16 protein-coding genes are annotated in these 16,317 nt (G+C 43.9%); 11 read left to right on the top strand and 5 right to left on the bottom strand.

What is annotated here, in order from left to right; all coding sequences use genetic code 11:
- The 5 genes from RXX31_RS07040 to uspE all read left to right on the top strand — a co-directional run bounded on the left by RXX31_RS07040 (position 1) and on the right by uspE (position 5,195).
- Positions 1–2,364, top strand: coding sequence for a heavy metal translocating P-type ATPase (locus RXX31_RS07040; RefSeq protein WP_317588361.1), 2,364 nt, complete (start codon positions 1–3; stop codon positions 2,362–2,364).
- A gap of 15 nt (positions 2,365–2,379) precedes the next feature.
- Positions 2,380–2,544: a cbb3-type cytochrome oxidase assembly protein CcoS gene (gene ccoS / locus RXX31_RS07035; protein ID WP_176291516.1), complete on the top strand. Its 165-nt coding sequence runs from the start codon at positions 2,380–2,382 to the stop codon at positions 2,542–2,544.
- An 8-nt stretch (positions 2,545–2,552) separates the two neighbouring features.
- Positions 2,553–3,230, top strand: a complete 678-nt coding sequence (locus tag RXX31_RS07030) for a sulfite exporter TauE/SafE family protein (protein ID WP_317588360.1) — start codon at positions 2,553–2,555, stop codon at positions 3,228–3,230.
- 90 nt (positions 3,231–3,320) lie between these two features.
- Positions 3,321–4,067: an FNR family transcription factor gene (locus tag RXX31_RS07025; RefSeq protein WP_317588359.1), complete on the top strand. Its 747-nt coding sequence runs from the start codon at positions 3,321–3,323 to the stop codon at positions 4,065–4,067.
- Positions 4,068–4,247: 180 nt separating this feature from the next.
- Positions 4,248–5,195, top strand: coding sequence for a universal stress protein UspE (gene uspE, locus RXX31_RS07020; RefSeq protein WP_317588358.1), 948 nt, complete (start codon positions 4,248–4,250; stop codon positions 5,193–5,195).
- An 85-nt stretch (positions 5,196–5,280) separates the two neighbouring features.
- On the opposite strand, the gene ttcA is transcribed toward uspE, so the two are convergent.
- From ttcA to RXX31_RS07005, 3 genes are all read right to left on the bottom strand, one after another.
- Positions 5,281–6,174: a tRNA 2-thiocytidine(32) synthetase TtcA gene (gene ttcA, locus RXX31_RS07015; RefSeq protein WP_317588357.1), complete on the bottom strand. Its 894-nt coding sequence runs from the start codon at positions 6,172–6,174 to the stop codon at positions 5,281–5,283.
- Between the two features lie 192 nt (positions 6,175–6,366).
- Entirely contained in the window at positions 6,367–7,026 is a 660-nt protein-coding gene (locus RXX31_RS07010; protein WP_317588356.1) for a DUF2987 domain-containing protein, read from the bottom strand.
- 256 nt (positions 7,027–7,282) lie between these two features.
- The gene (locus RXX31_RS07005; RefSeq protein WP_317588355.1) at positions 7,283–8,086 is read right to left on the bottom strand and encodes a hypothetical protein; all 804 of its coding nucleotides are present in this window, start codon (positions 8,084–8,086) and stop codon (positions 7,283–7,285) included.
- A 563-nt stretch (positions 8,087–8,649) separates the two neighbouring features.
- Between RXX31_RS07005 and potA the strand changes: the two genes are divergently transcribed.
- The 5 genes from potA (at position 8,650) to RXX31_RS06980 (ending at position 13,788) form a co-directional block, all read left to right on the top strand.
- A complete protein-coding gene (gene potA / locus RXX31_RS07000; RefSeq protein WP_411197968.1) occupies positions 8,650–9,765 on the top strand; it encodes a spermidine/putrescine ABC transporter ATP-binding protein PotA in 1,116 nt (371 codons plus the stop codon).
- Entirely contained in the window at positions 9,746–10,606 is an 861-nt protein-coding gene (gene potB / locus RXX31_RS06995) for a spermidine/putrescine ABC transporter permease PotB (RefSeq protein WP_317588353.1), read from the top strand. The genes potA and potB overlap by 20 nt, the downstream gene beginning before the upstream one ends.
- Complete coding sequence (gene potC, locus RXX31_RS06990; RefSeq protein WP_317588352.1) at positions 10,606–11,376, top strand: spermidine/putrescine ABC transporter permease PotC; 771 nt, start codon at positions 10,606–10,608, stop codon at positions 11,374–11,376. Before potB ends, potC begins: the two co-directional genes overlap by 1 nt.
- Before the next feature lie 106 nt (positions 11,377–11,482).
- Positions 11,483–12,514 (top strand): extracellular solute-binding protein, encoded by a 1,032-nt coding sequence (locus tag RXX31_RS06985; protein WP_317588351.1) that lies wholly within the window; start codon positions 11,483–11,485, stop codon positions 12,512–12,514.
- A 236-nt stretch (positions 12,515–12,750) separates the two neighbouring features.
- Entirely contained in the window at positions 12,751–13,788 is a 1,038-nt protein-coding gene (locus RXX31_RS06980; protein ID WP_317588350.1) for an extracellular solute-binding protein, read from the top strand.
- A 69-nt stretch (positions 13,789–13,857) separates the two neighbouring features.
- Here RXX31_RS06980 and cobB read toward each other — a convergent pair whose 3' ends face one another.
- The gene (gene cobB / locus RXX31_RS06975) at positions 13,858–14,580 is read right to left on the bottom strand and encodes a Sir2 family NAD+-dependent deacetylase (RefSeq protein ID WP_317588349.1); all 723 of its coding nucleotides are present in this window, start codon (positions 14,578–14,580) and stop codon (positions 13,858–13,860) included.
- Positions 14,581–14,700: 120 nt separating this feature from the next.
- Between cobB and RXX31_RS06970 the strand changes: the two genes are divergently transcribed.
- Entirely contained in the window at positions 14,701–14,877 is a 177-nt protein-coding gene (locus tag RXX31_RS06970) for a hypothetical protein (protein WP_317588348.1), read from the top strand.
- 34 nt (positions 14,878–14,911) lie between these two features.
- Here the strand turns inward: RXX31_RS06970 and RXX31_RS06965 are convergent, their stop codons facing one another.
- Complete coding sequence (locus RXX31_RS06965; protein ID WP_317588347.1) at positions 14,912–16,132, bottom strand: ammonium transporter; 1,221 nt, start codon at positions 16,130–16,132, stop codon at positions 14,912–14,914.
- Positions 16,133–16,317 lie beyond the last annotated feature (185 nt).

Genomic DNA, 16,317 nt, shown 5'->3' with positions numbered 1-16,317 from the left:
ATGTGTAAATCCTGTTATCACTGTGGTGAAGATGTACCAGCCAACACGGATTATAAGGTAGAAATACTCGGTGAAGTCCGTGATATGTGCTGCCCTGGGTGTCAGACTGTGGCACAAACGATCATTGATAGTGGTCTCGTCTCTTATTACCAATACCGTACTGCGCCTGCTGAAAAAGCCGATTTGGTACCAGAGCAGCTTCAAGCGCTGATTCATTATGACAATGAAGACGTCCAATCGGAGTTTGTTCGTCACCATGATAATGTTTCTGAAGTGACTCTTTCCTTAGATGGTGTCTCCTGCGCCGCCTGTGCGTGGCTAATCGAAAAACAGGTCTCCAATACCAAAGGCTTGGTTTCTATTCGTGTCAATACCACAACAAACCGTGCTTTGCTCGCTTGGGATACAACCCAGGTTCGTTTAAGTGAGCTACTTTCGGTGATTCATAAACTGGGTTACAAAGCAGCGCCATTTGAAGCGGACGTTCAAGAAGCGTCTTATCATCGAATGATGAAGCAATACCTTTACCGTTTAGGGATAGCAGGCCTGGCAACCATGCAGGTCATGATGCTTGCCGTAGCTTTGTACCTAGAAGTTTTTGGCGATCTGGAACCTGAGTTTAAAAACTACTTTCGCTGGGTCAGCCTGATATTTGCAACGCCCGTTCTTCTCTACTCGGCACTTCCTTTCTATTTAAATGCTTGGCGAAGTATCAAAGGCCGTACTCTAGGGATGGATGTGCCCGTCTCGATTGCTCTCATTTTTGCTTATGTTGCCAGCCTCGTCGCGACGTTTACTGAGCAAGGAGAGGTCTTTTTCGAATCGATTTCGATGTTTACCTTCTTCTTGCTTGTCGGGCGTTTCCTGGAAATGCGAGCTCGTCGTAAAGCGGCTGCAGCAAGTGGTAACCTGCTCAAATTGATTCCGGCCATTGCGACAACCTTAGATGGTGAGCAAATCCCGGTGAAGACTTTGAAAATTGGTGATCGTATTCGCGTTCTGCCTGGTGAACACATTCCTGCTGACGGGAAAGTCATTTCTGGTCGTATTCATATCGATGAATCCATGCTCACCGGTGAGTCAGTTCATGTGGTTAAGAAGGAAGGCGATGCGGTATTTGCAGGGACGCTCAACGGTGATGAATCTTTTGAACTTGAGGTGACAAGCTCTAAAGCGGACTCAGTCATTTCAAACATTGTACGCCTGCAAGATGAAGCTCAGCATTCTAAGCCAAAGATTGCCGAGATTGCAGACGTTGTGGCGCGCTACTTTGTTGGTGCGATACTCATTATCTCAGCGGGTACTTGGTTTTATTGGCACCAAACAAAACCTGATGATGCGTTCTGGATCATGCTGTCGGTGTTGGTTGCGACCTGCCCTTGTGCGCTTTCTTTGGCAACACCAACAGCGTTGACTTGTGCGACGTCAAGAATGGGCAACTTCGGTATTTTACTGCGTAAAGGCCACGTTTTTGAAACATTGTGCAAAGTGAATCACCTTGTTGTCGATAAAACCGGAACTCTGACAAAAGGTGATATCGAAATCAGTCGCACAAGCGTTTTTGGTTCGCTATCAGAGAATGAAAGTCTCTCACTTGCCGCAGCACTGGAAGCTCATGCCAACCACCCTATTGCCCGTTCTTTTGCGCAGTACGCGAAAGAAGATGTGACTGTGTCAGAGGTGAAAAACATTATTGGCTCTGGTATCGAAGGCATATGGAACGATAAAGACGTAAAAATCGGCAGCGCTGCGTTTGTCTTAGATGAAGGTTGTGATGAAAGTAACGCCGTGTATCTGTCGGTCAACGGAGAACATGTCGCGACGTTTTATTATCGTGATCCAATTCGTAAAGAGAGTCAGGCATTTATACAGCGTTTTGCAGAAGCAGGTATCAAGACTACGTTACTTACTGGCGATTCAATACAAAATGCTCAGCCTGTTGCGGATGAAATCGGTATCGACCATGTGATCGCCTCTGCAAAACCAGAAGACAAACTCGCGTATCTTAAGAGCCTGGATAGTGAAGATATTACCATGATGGTTGGTGATGGTATCAACGATGCGCCGACACTGGCTGGCGCTCACCTGTCGGTAGCGATGGGCGGTGGTACAGACGTAGCAAAAGCATCCGCTGATATGACGCTACTGGGTGATAATCTGGATAAGTTATTAGAAGCTCGTCTGCTTGCTCTTCGTACAAGAAAAATCATCAGAGAAAACTTGGCTTGGTCTTTGGGCTACAACCTGTTAATTTTGCCGCTGGCGGTTGCGGGATTAGTTGCACCGTATGTTGCCGTTGTCGGGATGTCTGCAAGCTCAATTATCGTGGTATCCAACTCGTTGCGACTTCTAAAAGAGAAATAAATAGAGAAAGCGAACATGGAAAGCATATATATATTAATTCCCATTGCCATCATTCTGGTCTGTGTTGCTGTCGCTATTTTCCTTTGGGCTGTTCGCAGTGATCAGTTTGAAGATCTTGAGCGTCAAGGTCACAACATTCTTCTTGATGAAGAAGACAAATCAGACAATAAGAAATCGTAACTTTCTCTATGAATCCTGACTTTATTGGCGCGTTAATGATCGGGCTCGTTGGGTCTGGTCACTGCATGGGCATGTGCGGTGGCATCGCCTCTTTGCTCTCTATGGGCTCATCACAAACCCAAGGCTCTCCTCTGATTCCGCTTTTCTACAATCTGGGAAGATTGACTAGCTATGCGTTATTTGGCGCTCTTATCGGTGGTGCTGTATCGGGATTGTCTGAATTAAGTGGTTTAGCACACTCTCTTGCATGGCTGCGCTTTGTGGCGGCAATATTTATGATTTTAGTTGCACTATATATCGCTAAATGGTGGCAAGGTTTACTAGTTGTAGAAAAACTCGGTCAGAGCCTTTGGAAGTTTATATCGCCTGCTGGAAAGAGCTTGTTACCGTTAAAAAGCGCAATTCATGCACTGCCATTCGGTTTTGTTTGGGGATGGCTTCCATGTGGCTTGGTTTATTCGGCATTGACGTGGTCTGCTGTTTCCGGAAGTGCAGTTAACGGTGGTTTGATCATGCTTGCCTTTGGCGTGGGGACCCTTCCTTCGATGCTTGCTGTGAGTTACGGGGCAAGCTACTTTCAGAAACTACAAAAATCATTAATATTTAGAAACATCTCTGCATTTATTCTTATAGGTTATGGAACGTATACTGCTGCGGGTGCCATGCAAATGCTTGGTTTCATATAACTTGAAAGTCTATACCCACAATATTTTTGCTATCCTTTAGGATTAAGCAGTGCTAAAATATTGATGTATATCAAATAGTGAAAGGTTGTTATGATTTCTGAAAAACCTGCAACAAAGCGTGTCCAATCAGGTGGTTGTGCTATTCACTGCCAAGATTGTAGCATCAGTCAGTTGTGTATCCCATTCACTCTGAATGAATCTGAACTGGACCAGCTTGACCAAATCATTGAGCGTAAAAAGCCAATTCAAAAAGGCCAAGAGCTATTCAAAGCGGGCGATGAGCTTAAGTCTTTGTACGCTATCCGTTCTGGCACAATCAAGAGCTATACAATCACTGAGCAAGGCGACGAACAAATAACGGCGTTTCACTTAGCTGGTGATCTCGTGGGCTTTGACGCTATTACTGGGGACTGTCACCCAAGTTTTGCCCAGGCTTTAGAAACGTCTATGGTGTGTGAAATTCCATACGAAATTCTAGATGACTTGTCAGGTAAAATGCCGAAACTACGCCAGCAAATTATGCGTTTGATGAGTAACGAAATCAAAGGCGATCAGGAGATGATCCTGCTTCTTTCTAAGAAGAATGCTGAAGAACGTCTGGCTGCATTCCTGTTTAACCTGTCAACGCGTTTCTCTCAGCGTGGTTTTAGCCCTAGAGAATTCCGCTTGACCATGACTCGTGGTGATATCGGTAACTACCTTGGTTTGACCGTTGAAACAATCAGCCGTCTGCTGGGGCGCTTCCAAAAATCTGAGATCTTAAGTGTTAAAGGTAAATATATCACTATCTTAGATCACGATGCGCTGATGGAACTTGCAGGCGTAACGACAGAGTAACCTCTCCTATTATTTGATGTGGCTTTTAGCTGAGCCACATCATGTTTCTCACAAATTCCCTTCGAAAGTCCTCAAAATCTTCTGCAAACTGAGCTACATTAAAAATATGCGGTGAGTACTCCAATATACTGATTTACTTTAAATTCAGTAATTGGTCTTGCAATATAAGTGGGCTTAGATATGAGTATATACAGTAAAATTCTAGTTGTAGCTAACATCAATAGTGATGATCAGCCGGCACTCGCAAGAGCAGTTCAATTAGCTCAAAAAAGCGTATCAAGAAGCCGAATTACCTTCTTTTTATCCATCTATGATTTTTCTTATGACATGACTTCAATGCTGTCGGTGGATGAAAGAGATGCGATGCGTCGTGGTGTTATCCATCAGCGTGAACAGTGGATGCGTAAAATTGCTCAACCATACTTAGACGACAGCTTTGACTTTGATGTGTGCGTGGTTTGGCACAACCGCCCGTACGAAGCCATCATCGGTGAAGTATTTGCAGGCAGTCACGACTTATTGATTAAGGGCACTCGCAAGCATGACGTCTTAGAGTCCGTTATTTTCACGCCAACAGACTGGCACTTGCTACGTAAATGCCCTATCCCGGTTCTACTTATTAAGAACGCAGACTGGCCAGAACATGCGAATATTCTGGCGTCGGTTCACATTGGTTCGGAAAACCCAACCCACATTGATCTTAACGACTCAATGGTAGAACGCTTGAAAGAGATGTCAGGTCGTTTGAACGCGGATCCGTTTCTTGTTAACGCTTACCCTGTGACGCCAGCGAATATCACCATAGAACTACCAGAATTTGACCCAACAACGTACACCGATGCCGTTCGTGGCCATCACCTAACCGCGATGAAAGCCCTTCGCCAAAAACATGGGCTGGATGAAGAACAAACCATCGTGGAGCAAGGGTTGCCTGAAGATGTCATCCCTGCAGCGGCAGAACGTTTAAACGCAGCAATGGTTATTTTGGGTACCACTGGCCGTACAGGCCTTTCAGCCGTCTTTATTGGTAATACGGCTGAGCATGTGATTGATAAGATCAACTGTGATGTTCTCGCATTGAAACCAAAAGGCTACATCAGCCCACTGGATCCAAACGAGGCAACTTAATCTATCCATTCTGTCGTTATATTCATCGGGTACAAAACTAAAAAAGGAAGGCACTGTGGCCTTCCTTTCTTTATATTTATCTCAATCAGATATTTGTCACATCAATGAACATAGATTCATCAATGTTCGTTGAAGAGACGACCGCTTCATTGAACTCGTACTCTTCACGGTCACCTTCGCGATCGAGTGGAAGGTTAACAAAGTCAAACAACTCTTTGTCAGCCAATTGGCTTGGGCTTACGTTCTGAATTGATTTGAAAATCGCTTCGACGCGTCCAGGAGTCTTCTTATCCCATTCAATCAACATTGCTTTGATCGATTGGCGTTGCAGGTTCTCTTGAGAACCACACAGATTACAAGGAATGATTGGGAAATCTTTGTGCTCTGCGTATTTGATCAGGTCTTTCTCACGGCAGTAAGTCAGTGGACGAATTACAACATTACGGCCATCGTCAGAACGTAGCTTTGGTGGCATCGCTTTTAGGCGTGAACCGTGGAACATGTTGAGGAACATGGTTTCAACGATGTCATCCATGTGGTGACCCAGAGCAAGTTTAGTTGCGCCGATTTTCTCAGCAAACGAATAAAGCGTACCGCGGCGTAGGCGTGAGCACAGACCACAGGTTGTTTTACCTTCTGGTACTTTTTCTTTTACAACCGAGTAAGTGTCCTTATCTACGATGTAGTAAGGGATATCAAGTGTTTCGAAATAGTCCGGAAGAATATGTTCTGGGAAGCCCGGTTGTTTCTGGTCAAGGTTGACGGCAACAACTTCGAATTTAATCGGAGCAGCTTTTTGCAGATTCAGCAGGATATCCAGCATCGCAAATGAATCTTTACCACCACTTATACATGCCATGACAACATCACCTTCTTCAATCATGTTGTATTCGGTAATGGCATTTCCAACATTTCTTCGCAGGCGTTTCTGAAGCTTGTTGAATTCAAGGGTTTCTTTTCTTGTATCTTTCTGGATCATTGCGGGCTCTCACATCGCCGATAAATCGACGGTAGGACTTCCTAACGTGGTTTTCTATGGGGCGTGGATTATACGGCCTTTTTACTCAGGATTAAATGTTTGTCTTAGTTGAGAGCCGATAAATCCAATCAATTCTTTTCCTTAGCAGCAAAAAAAGCCGCTGCTGCGGCTCTTCGATTAAAAGTATATGATTTATTTTGCGTTCGGCAGGTACGGAAGAACTCGCATTGTTGGTTCTGGCAGCGTCATCGTTCCACCCTCACCAATTTCGCTTAAAGCGACTTGGACCTTTCCGTTAACAATTGGCTTCTCTGTCCCGTTGGAGAAAGAAATAGTACTATTCAGTCCGTTTGCAAACTCCATCGTGACACCTTGAACATCGGGCGTAAACCAACTGGCAAACATACCACCCAAGTCTTCTAGCATACTTTGCATCTGAGGCATTAACGGTGTGAGCTGATCATAAGATACGTTACCCTGTAATGGCTCTTTCGTCATTACAACCAGAGAATAATCGCAGCGGGTGTCTTTCGGGGTCTGAACGAAAACCAAAGGGTTTGCGGATTTCAGGTTTTTATCGATTGGAAGTGGCAGCTCTTTGGATGCTGGAATGACGAACTCTTCATAGTGCTCTTCTTTTTCCATCCACGCTTTTTCGATGTTACACAGCTTCTTAGTATCAGCATTAACGAAAAATACACCGACTTTTACATCGTCATGGCCTTCCTTATTGTTATTCTTCAGCTGTGTGTACAGCTTAGAATAGGTAAACATGTATTCTTGAGCTTGTGTGACAGGAGCAGCTAAGATCAGCGCCGCGCTACTCAGTATACTTAGGCTTAACTTTTTCATTTGAACCGTTGATTTATTTTAGTTTGTGTCATGTGTTCATGCTCTATATTGGCTTGAGCAATTCTGAGCATCCTTATAGCACCTTTAGACCATTAAGTTACCTGATAAGTAACAAAACGAGAGGTTCCCCACGCAGATTCTTATTCAAGTTGAATCGTGGCTTGTGCTTCTGATAGGCCATTTCTCACGGGGTTAGTGGCGATACAAAAATGGCGACTTGTTATAAGCCGCCATTGATTGTCATTGAAATGATACTTTACGCATCAAAGACCTGAGACTTGCCGTCGTGATCGCTATCATTATTATTTTTTTGTTTCGCCACAATCTTGAGTTTAATCCCAAACATCTCACGGTAAAGTATGCCCTTCAGGTGGAAGAAGAATGGCAGCACCACAATAAGCCCGATACCGTAGAACATAGCTGCGATAATAAACATGAACATCACGCCCAGATATAGGGTTGCGACAACGAAAATCTTTTTGTTCACCGCTCGTAATGACAGTAATAGCGATTGCATTGGCGGCACTCGTTTCTCACAAATAAGTAAGATAGAGTGACTGAACGCCAGAGATAGGTATAGCGATAGCGGAGCCAGAAGCATGCCAACCAGTCCTTGAAGTACCAGACTCATTAACGTTGCCAGAATAACCGGAACCGTGAATTGTAACCCTTTTCCCACGTGGCGAAGCTTTGTTTTTAGCCCCGCTACGTGACTCATTGCCATTAAACTGATGCCTGCGTATATCGGAGCGCTGATCACTTCATAGCTAAAGTTTGCTACATAAACAGCAGACACAATGTCGGTTGAAAAAGAATCCGGGTTTTGTATTGCATCCAAAATGACACTTGGGTCACCCAGTTGTAGCTGCAATGCGATATAGAAAATGCCTACCTGAACCAAAAGCAAGACGATAATCGCAGGAGAAAATGACAAAAAGTGTTGAATGGTGGCGCGCCATGCTTCGCTAAAAACCGCTCCGGCTTTCAGCTCGTAGTTGCCAGACAAAGCTCGCTCTACACTCCCTCCAAGGTTAAAATCGTTCTCAAAGTCGTTGTTCATATATTATCCAAGATTCACTTGTGAAATTTTTGCTGGGATACCAGTCAATTAGTGTGCCCGCCATTATAAAGAATTCTTGCCACGTCTAAAATCATAACTCGCTCTCAACCCTTGCAAAATCCACTATTTGGTCGATAATTAGCCACTCACAAGGCCATGAAATTGAAAACAATTGTTGCAGAGCGGTAAGCTTTAAAAAGCGCTGTTGAAATTAGGAGTAATCTTATAAAAACAGTATGGTAAGGAATGATGACTTTTGCCTGTAAAATTTTTTCTGATTTGAGGCTAAAAAATGCTTTGATTTCACAATTTTGGTGATTATGATGCGCGCCTCAAAAGTGAATGAATAATACCAGTTTCAGTAAGTAAGCGGTCAGATATAACGTAGAAACAAATACTTGAGAATAAAGAAGAAATATTCGATAAGCTGTTATTCTACAATGAAATTTTCCGCCATTCTTGAGTGTTTTAACAAGCCAGAATGAACCGTTATTTACTGCGATGGATAAAGAGTCAGATCAATTGGCGTAAACCCAAATTTGAACGTGGGAGAAATACAGACGTTGAACGCTAAACAGCAAGCAGGAAATCCAGTTATTCGTTTATCTGGCATTAGTAAGAGTTTTGATGGTAAGGAAATCATCAGCAATTTAAATCTGGATGTTAATCATGGTGAGTTTCTAACCATTCTTGGCCCATCTGGTTGTGGCAAGACAACCGTTTTACGCATGGTTGCGGGCTTTGAAGCGGTAGATAACGGTCAAATTATTTTGGATAACCAAGATGTTACTCAGGTTCCTGCTGAACAAAGACACGTTAACACCGTATTCCAAAGTTACGCCCTCTTTCCTCACATGACGGTTTTTGAAAACGTTGCGTTCGGTCTTCGTATGCAGAAAACCGCGGCAGCAGAAATTGAACCACGAGTGATGGAAGCATTGCGCATGGTTCGCCTAGAAAAAATGGCACAGCGTAAACCGCATCAACTTTCAGGTGGTCAACAACAGCGTATTGCTATCGCCCGCGCAGTCGTTAATAAGCCGAAAGTACTGCTGCTTGATGAATCGCTCTCTGCACTGGATTACAAATTGCGTAAGCAAATGCAGATTGAGCTTAAACAGTTGCAGCGCCAACTAGGCATCACCTTTATCTTTGTGACGCACGATCAGGAAGAAGCGCTATCAATGTCGGACCGTATCATCGTAATGCGTGACGGTGTCATTGAACAGGATGGTTCTCCACGTGAAATTTACGAAGAGCCTAAAAACCTGTTTGTTGCACGCTTTATCGGTGAGATCAACGTATTCAATGCAACCATGTTAGAGCGCGTCGATGAAAAACGCATTCGCGCTGACATTGAAGGTGTTGTGTCAGTGGTTTATTACAATGAAGAAGCTCAAGCCGGCGATAAACTCCAAGTATTACTCCGCCCTGAAGACTTACGTATCGAAGAAATCAAAGAGTCGGAAGAAAAAGGCATTGTTGGTCACGTGACGGAACGTACCTATAAAGGTATGACGCTAGATTCTGTTATCGAACTCGATTCAGGCATGCGTGTAATGGTAAGCGAATTCTTTAACGAAGATGATCCAGATGTGGACCACTCACTCGGCCAGAAAGTCGCTATTACTTGGGTTGAGAGCTGGGAGGTTGTCCTCAATGATAACCAAGAAGATTAATCTTCAGAACGCAATCATTACCTTAATTGTTGGTTGGCTGACACTGTTTGTGTTGGTGCCAAACTTGATGATTATCGGTACAAGTTTCTTAACGCGTGACGAAGCGAACCTAATAGAACTCACCTTTACATTGGACAACTACGTTCGTCTGTTAGATCCGCTGTATGCCAAAGTGCTTATGCACTCGTTCTACATGGCGATCATTGCAACGTTATTGTGCTTAGTGATTGGTTACCCATTTGCGTATATCGTCGCGAAAATGCCTGAAAAATGGCGTCCGTTTATGCTGTTTTTGGTGATTGTACCCTTCTGGACAAACTCGTTGATCCGTACATATGGCTTAAAGATTGTTTTGGGCACTCAAGGTGTTTTGAACAAATCGCTGATGGCAATGGAGATCATCGATAAGCCAATGCGAATCATGTATACCGAAACGGCAGTCATGATTGGTCTCGTGTACATCTTGCTTCCATTTATGATTCTGCCGCTTTATTCGGCAATTGAGAAGCTGGACAACACTTACATCGAAGCTGCGAAAGATTTAGGTGCGAACAAGTTTCAGACAATTACTAAAGTGATTTTGCCTTTGACGATGCCCGGCATCATCGGTGGCTGTTTGTTGGTGCTTCTTCCTGCGCTTGGCATGTTCTATATCTCGGACCTTCTGGGTGGTGCGAAGAACCTGCTAATTGGTAACGTCATTAAGAGCCAGGTATTAAATGCTCGCGATTGGCCGTTTGGTGCAGCAACCAGTATTGCGCTCACCATTGCAATGGCAATCATGTTGTATGCCTACTATCGAGCTGGCAAGTTGTTGAACAAGAAAGTGGAGCTAGACTAATGGGACGCACAGTTAGATTTAGCTTTATGGCACTGGTGTACGCATTTTTGTATTTGCCAATCATCGTGCTTATTGTGAACTCATTTAATGCGAATAAATTTGGCATGAAATGGGGCGGATTTACCACTAAGTGGTACGAAACCTTAGTGAACAACGACAGCCTGATGCAGGCTGCCTGGCACTCTCTAAATGTTGCCGTATTTTCTGCAACAGCTGCTACTATTATTGGTAGTTTGACGGCAGTTGCCCTATTCCGCTATTCCTTTAAAGGGAAAGGCGCCGTAAACGGCATGCTGTTTGTTGTAATGATGTCACCGGACATCGTGATGGCAATTTCATTGTTGGCGCTGTTTTTAGTGCTGGGTGCACAGCTTGGTTTCTTTACACTGTTGATTGCGCACATCACCTTCTGTTTACCATTTGTCGTGGTAACGGTCTATAGCCGCTTGAATGGCTTTGATGTGAAAATGTTGGAAGCAGCAAAAGACCTGGGTGCAAGTGAATGGGTTATCTTGAAGAAGATCATCCTTCCCCTGGCGAAACCAGCGGTTGCTGCCGGTTGGTTATTAAGCTTTACCCTGTCTTTGGATGACGTGATTATCAGTTCGTTTGTGACAGGCCCAACCTACGAAATCTTACCATTGAAAATTTACTCAATGGTCAAAGTGGGTATTTCACCAGAAGTGAATGCTCTGGCAACGGTTATGTTGATTGTTTCTTTGCTACTTGTGGTGATTTCTCAGTTGCTTGCAAGAGAAAAAGTAAAGTAAAATCAATACCCGTTAACATCACGAAACAGAATGGTTACATGCCATTCTGTTTTTCTATCTATCGTCCAAAATAGTTTGGACAACGTTTGGTTTGGAGCTAACGTCAATGAAAAAATGGGCTACTTTATTAGCTGGTAGTGCATGTGCGCTTTCTCTGTTCTCAGGTTCAGTGGCAGCGGACGATAATGAATTGGTATTTATGAACTGGGGTCCTTACATCAACAGTAACCTCCTGGAACAATTTACCAAAGAAACTGGTATCAAAGTGATCTACTCAACTTATGAGTCGAACGAAACTTTGTATGCAAAGCTAAAAACTCATAACGAAGGTTATGACTTAGTAGTACCTTCTACTTACTTCGTAGCGAAAATGCGCGATGAAGGTATGCTACAAAAGATCGATAAATCTAAGTTGAAAAACTTCGGTAACCTTGACCAGAACTACCTGGACAAGCCATTCGATCCTAAGAATGACTACTCTATTCCTCACGTTGTTGCAATTACTGGTCTGGCTGTCAATACCGACATGTACGACCCCAACGATTTCCAAAGCTGGGCTGACCTATGGAAGCCAGAGCTTGAAGGTCAAGTGATGCTAATGGACGACACGCGTGAAGTATTCCACATTGCACTGCGTAAGTTAGGTTATTCAGGCAACTCAACGGATCCAAAACAGATCGACGAAGCGTATGCTGAGCTACAAAAGCTGATGCCGAACGTGCTTCTATTTAACTCTGACAACCCAGGTGCACCATACATGTCTGGTGAAGTTGGTGTTGGCATGCTTTGGAACGGCAGTGCAGCAGCAGCTCAAAACGAAGGCCTTAACCTTAAACTGGTATTCCCGAAAGAAGGTGGTATTGGTTGGGTTGACAACTTCGCTATCTCTTCTGGTGCGAAAAACGTAGAAGCGGCGCACAAGATGATCGACTTCCTACTTCGCCCGGAAATCGCAGAGCAGATTTCTCGTGACACTGGTTACCTGACCGCAGTGAAAGCATCGAACGAGAAGTTTAAAGATGTGGCTCCTCTGTTCCCTTCACAAGAAGACCTTGACCGAGTTGAATGGCAAGATGCTGTTGGTGATCTGACCGTGAAATACGAAGGTTACTTCCTCAAGCTAAAAGCTGGCCAGTAATCGAATTTGTTTCACGCAAATTGACCAAAATGAAAATAGGCAGCAATGGCTGCCTATTTTTGTAATTGACTGATATAATTATGCCTTGCTACGTTTATTTAGCTCGGCTCGTTTCATCTCAATGGAATGAGAGACATCGGGTTAAATAAACAGAATTGTACTTGATGCAATTTGGTTCAACTTGATCATTACCACTAGTATTGATTTGTCCAATCGCTAAACAAAACGGAAAACAAATGAAAAGTAAATTCTACGCAAGCGCTCTATGTGCAGCGACTCTGTTCGCTACTCCTGCAATGGCGGCTGATCAAGAACTCTACTTCTACAATTGGTCTGAATATATTCCAAACGAAGTTCTTGAAGACTTTACAAAAGAAACTGGAATCAAGGTGCTTTACTCGACTTACGAGTCTAACGAAAGCATGTACGCGAAGTTAAAAACACAAGGTTCTGGTTACGACTTGGTAGTACCGTCTACCTATTTCGTATCTAAAATGCGCAAAGAAGGCATGCTTCAAGAGATTGACAAAGAGAAGTTATCCCATTTTGCCGACATCGATCCTAACTTCTTAAACAAACCTTTTGATCCAAATAACAACTACTCTATCCCTTATATCTGGGGTGCGACAGGCATTGGTATCAATGCGGATATGCTGGATAAGTCGTCCGTCACAAAATGGGACGACTTCTGGGATAGTAAGTGGGAAGGTCAATTAATGCTGATGGACGATTCTCGTGAAGTTTTCCATATCGCGTTGACGAAACTTGGTTACTCACCAAATACGACAAACCCTGATGAAATCAAAGCTGCTTACGAAGAGCTGCAAAAGTTGATGCCAAATGTGTTGGTGTTTAACTCTGATTTCCCCGCGAACCCATACCTAGCGGGTGAAGTTTCTCTTGGCATGCTGTGGAATGGTTCTGCTTACATGGCACGTGAGGAAGGCGCGAACATTGATATCATCTGGCCAGAAAAAGGCACAATCTTCTGGATGGACAGTCTTGCGATTCCTGCGGGTGCTAAAAACGTGGAAGCCGCACATAAGATGATCGACTTCCTGCTGCGTCCAGAGAATGCGGCTAAGATTGCACTGGAGATTGGTTACCCTACTCCAGTTAAGACGGCGTTTGACCTACTTCCAAAAGAATTTGTTAACGACCAAAGCATCTTCCCTCCGCAAGAAGTGATGGACAGCGGTACTTGGCAAGATGAAGTTGGTGAAGCAAGTGTGATGTACGATGAGTACTTCCAGAAGCTAAAAGTAAACAACTAATACGAACAACAGTAAAGAATTGAAAAAGCGGCCAACTGAACTGGCCGCTTTTATTGTTTTTATGGCGCTCTATTTATCTTCTAACGCTAAGATCTCATCAACTAACTTCGGCACTTCCACACTCGCTTTTCCATAGCGTTTTTCTTCAAATTCACTTTCTATTGCACTAGGCTCCAGATTGATTTCGATGGTATGGGCACCGTGCATTTTTGCATCGTGGACAAACCCAGCCGCAGGATACACCACACCAGATGTACCAATAGAAATAAACAAGTCCGCTTGTTCTAGCGCTTCGTAAATATCACCCATGCGCAGAGGCATTTCGCCAAACCAAACAATGTGAGGGCGCATTTGGGACGGAATTTGACAACAGTGGCAAAGCTCACCGGTTTCGATATCCTCAGTGTGTTCTATCACCTGATGCGATTCACTACAGCGGGCTTTGAGCAGTTCGCCATGCATGTGGATGACATTGTGGCTTCCGCCTCTTTCATGCAAATTATCGATATTTTGCGTAATGACGGTCACTTTGCCATCCAGCTCTGCCTCAAGTCGCCCTAAAGCGAGATGCGCTGCGTTTGGCTGTATCGCCTCGTCCTGTAGCTTTTTACGACGTTGATTATAAAATGCCTGAACAAGGTCGGGATCTCGCTCAAATCCTTCAGGGGTTGCCACGTCTTCAATACGGTGGTTCTCCCAAAGGCCATCTTGAGCTCGAAATGTTTGAATGCCGGACTCTGCTGAGATACCTGCCCCAGTAAGTACTACAATGTTTCTATACGGGAAATTCATAACTGATCCTTGTCGTTCTTTTTCATTAGCTTAACACTGAAACAATATCAGCTGTAGTAATATGGATTAGACAATGGTAGTAATGAACAATAATAAAATGATACTTTGAGAGGAAAAGCAATGAGACACGTATCTCTGGCTCTTGTCTTACTTACGACTCTAGCGGGCTGTCAATTGACCAATGTTGAAGGTGAAATTGATGATGTGAGAGTGAGCGTTGGTACCAATGATCATGACAGACACCGAGGTAGTGGCGATTTCTGTCCTCCGGGTCAAGCTAAGAAAGGCAATTGTTAAAAAGAGCGGCGTCATGCCGCTCTTTTACATTTTGTTAGTCTTCATTGGTTGAAGAGATTTTATGGATAGCCAAATCGGCACCATTAAATTCATCTTCTTCTGACAATCGAATACCCGTTACTGCGTTAATTGCGCCATAGACAGCCAGTGCACCTAATACGGCAATAGAGATACCTAATACAGTTCCCATTAGCTGTACAACAAGGCTAACACCGCCTAACCCGCCTAACGCTGTTTGTCCAAAGATGCCTGCAGCGATACCACCCCATGCGCCACAAATGCCGTGAAGAGGCCAAACACCCAACACATCGTCAATCTTGGTTTTGTTTTGTAGATGTGTGAACAGGTAAACAAAGAGCACACCCGCAATCGCACCTGTTATCAGCGCACCGATTGGATGCATAAGATCAGAACCGGCACATACGGCAACTAATCCGGCTAAAGGACCATTGTGGATAAAGCCAGGGTCATTTTTACCAGCGATAAGTGATGCAATGATGCCACCAACCATTGCCATCAATGAGTTCATTGCAACTAGACCGCTAATACCAGAAATGGCTTGAGCCGACATAACGTTGAAACCGAACCAACCAACACAAAGAATCCACGCGCCAAGGGCCAAAAACGGGATGTTTGAGGGAGCAAAGTTGGTATGTTTGCCTGCGCGAATTCGCCCTTTACGCATACCTAAGAAAATAACGGCAACCAGAGCAATCCAACCACCTACGCCGTGGACAACGACCGAACCTGCGAAGTCATGGAAGCCAAAGCCAAAACTTGCTTCAAACCAATCTTGGATACCAAAATTACCGTTCCATATGATGCCTTCAAACAGTGGGTAAACGATCCCTACCGTGAAAAATGTCGCAATGAGGATAGGATAAAAACGCGCACGTTCGGCAATTCCGCCAGAGACAATCGCAGGTATAGCGGCGGCAAACGTTAGCAAGAAAAAGAACTTAACCAGTTCATACCCATTCCCCTGGGATAGAGTCTCGGCGTCGGCAAAAAAAGTGCCACCGTAAGCAACCCAGTAACCAATAAAGAAATAGGCGATGGCAGAAACACCAAAATCGGCCAGAATTTTAACTAATGCGTTAACTTGGTTTTTCTGGCGTACGGTCCCCACTTCAAGAAAAGCAAAACCGGAGTGCATCAAAAAAACCATGATGGCACCAAGCAATAAGAATAGAGTATCGGAACTTTGTGTCAGAGTTTGTACAACGCCATGTACCTGATCGGCTGTTACACTCATTATGATTGTCTCCGTTAGTGTTGTGCGCACTTATCCTGTGCAATAAAAGTCAACCATCACCAAAATGGTGAATCAAATTTGTAAAGCGTCTAACAAAGCAATTAGTGTTCCAAAATTACTAACTGTTGATTAATGTAATTTAACTTGTTGTATTTTATTAAAAATCCTGTTTTTGAAGTGATTAA

The organism is Vibrio sp. EA2, from assembly GCF_033042495.1.
GTDB lineage: Bacteria > Pseudomonadota > Gammaproteobacteria > Enterobacterales > Vibrionaceae > Vibrio.
This window is presented reverse-complemented; position numbering and strand designations above follow the sequence as displayed.

What these genes read in the sequence shown, in the direction of transcription:
- ttcA (WP_317588357.1), bottom strand. Translation starts at nt 6,174, where the DNA reads ATGATCCAGAAAGATACAAGAAAAGAAACCCTTGAATTCAACAAGCTT.
- cobB (WP_317588349.1), bottom strand. Translation starts at nt 14,580, where the DNA reads ATGAATTTCCCGTATAGAAACATTGTAGTACTTACTGGGGCAGGTATC.
- RXX31_RS07025 (WP_317588359.1), top strand. Translation starts at nt 3,321, where the DNA reads ATGATTTCTGAAAAACCTGCAACAAAGCGTGTCCAATCAGGTGGTTGT.
- potC (WP_317588352.1), top strand. Translation starts at nt 10,606, where the DNA reads ATGGGACGCACAGTTAGATTTAGCTTTATGGCACTGGTGTACGCATTT.
- RXX31_RS07005 (WP_317588355.1), bottom strand. Translation starts at nt 8,086, where the DNA reads ATGAACAACGACTTTGAGAACGATTTTAACCTTGGAGGGAGTGTAGAG.
- RXX31_RS06970 (WP_317588348.1), top strand. Translation starts at nt 14,701, where the DNA reads ATGAGACACGTATCTCTGGCTCTTGTCTTACTTACGACTCTAGCGGGC.
- ccoS (WP_176291516.1), top strand. Translation starts at nt 2,380, where the DNA reads ATGGAAAGCATATATATATTAATTCCCATTGCCATCATTCTGGTCTGT.
- RXX31_RS07040 (WP_317588361.1), top strand. Translation starts at nt 1, where the DNA reads ATGTGTAAATCCTGTTATCACTGTGGTGAAGATGTACCAGCCAACACG.
- RXX31_RS06985 (WP_317588351.1), top strand. Translation starts at nt 11,483, where the DNA reads ATGAAAAAATGGGCTACTTTATTAGCTGGTAGTGCATGTGCGCTTTCT.
- RXX31_RS06980 (WP_317588350.1), top strand. Translation starts at nt 12,751, where the DNA reads ATGAAAAGTAAATTCTACGCAAGCGCTCTATGTGCAGCGACTCTGTTC.
- RXX31_RS07030 (WP_317588360.1), top strand. Translation starts at nt 2,553, where the DNA reads ATGAATCCTGACTTTATTGGCGCGTTAATGATCGGGCTCGTTGGGTCT.
- RXX31_RS06965 (WP_317588347.1), bottom strand. Translation starts at nt 16,132, where the DNA reads ATGAGTGTAACAGCCGATCAGGTACATGGCGTTGTACAAACTCTGACA.
- RXX31_RS07010 (WP_317588356.1), bottom strand. Translation starts at nt 7,026, where the DNA reads ATGAAAAAGTTAAGCCTAAGTATACTGAGTAGCGCGGCGCTGATCTTA.
- uspE (WP_317588358.1), top strand. Translation starts at nt 4,248, where the DNA reads ATGAGTATATACAGTAAAATTCTAGTTGTAGCTAACATCAATAGTGAT.
- potB (WP_317588353.1), top strand. Translation starts at nt 9,746, where the DNA reads ATGATAACCAAGAAGATTAATCTTCAGAACGCAATCATTACCTTAATT.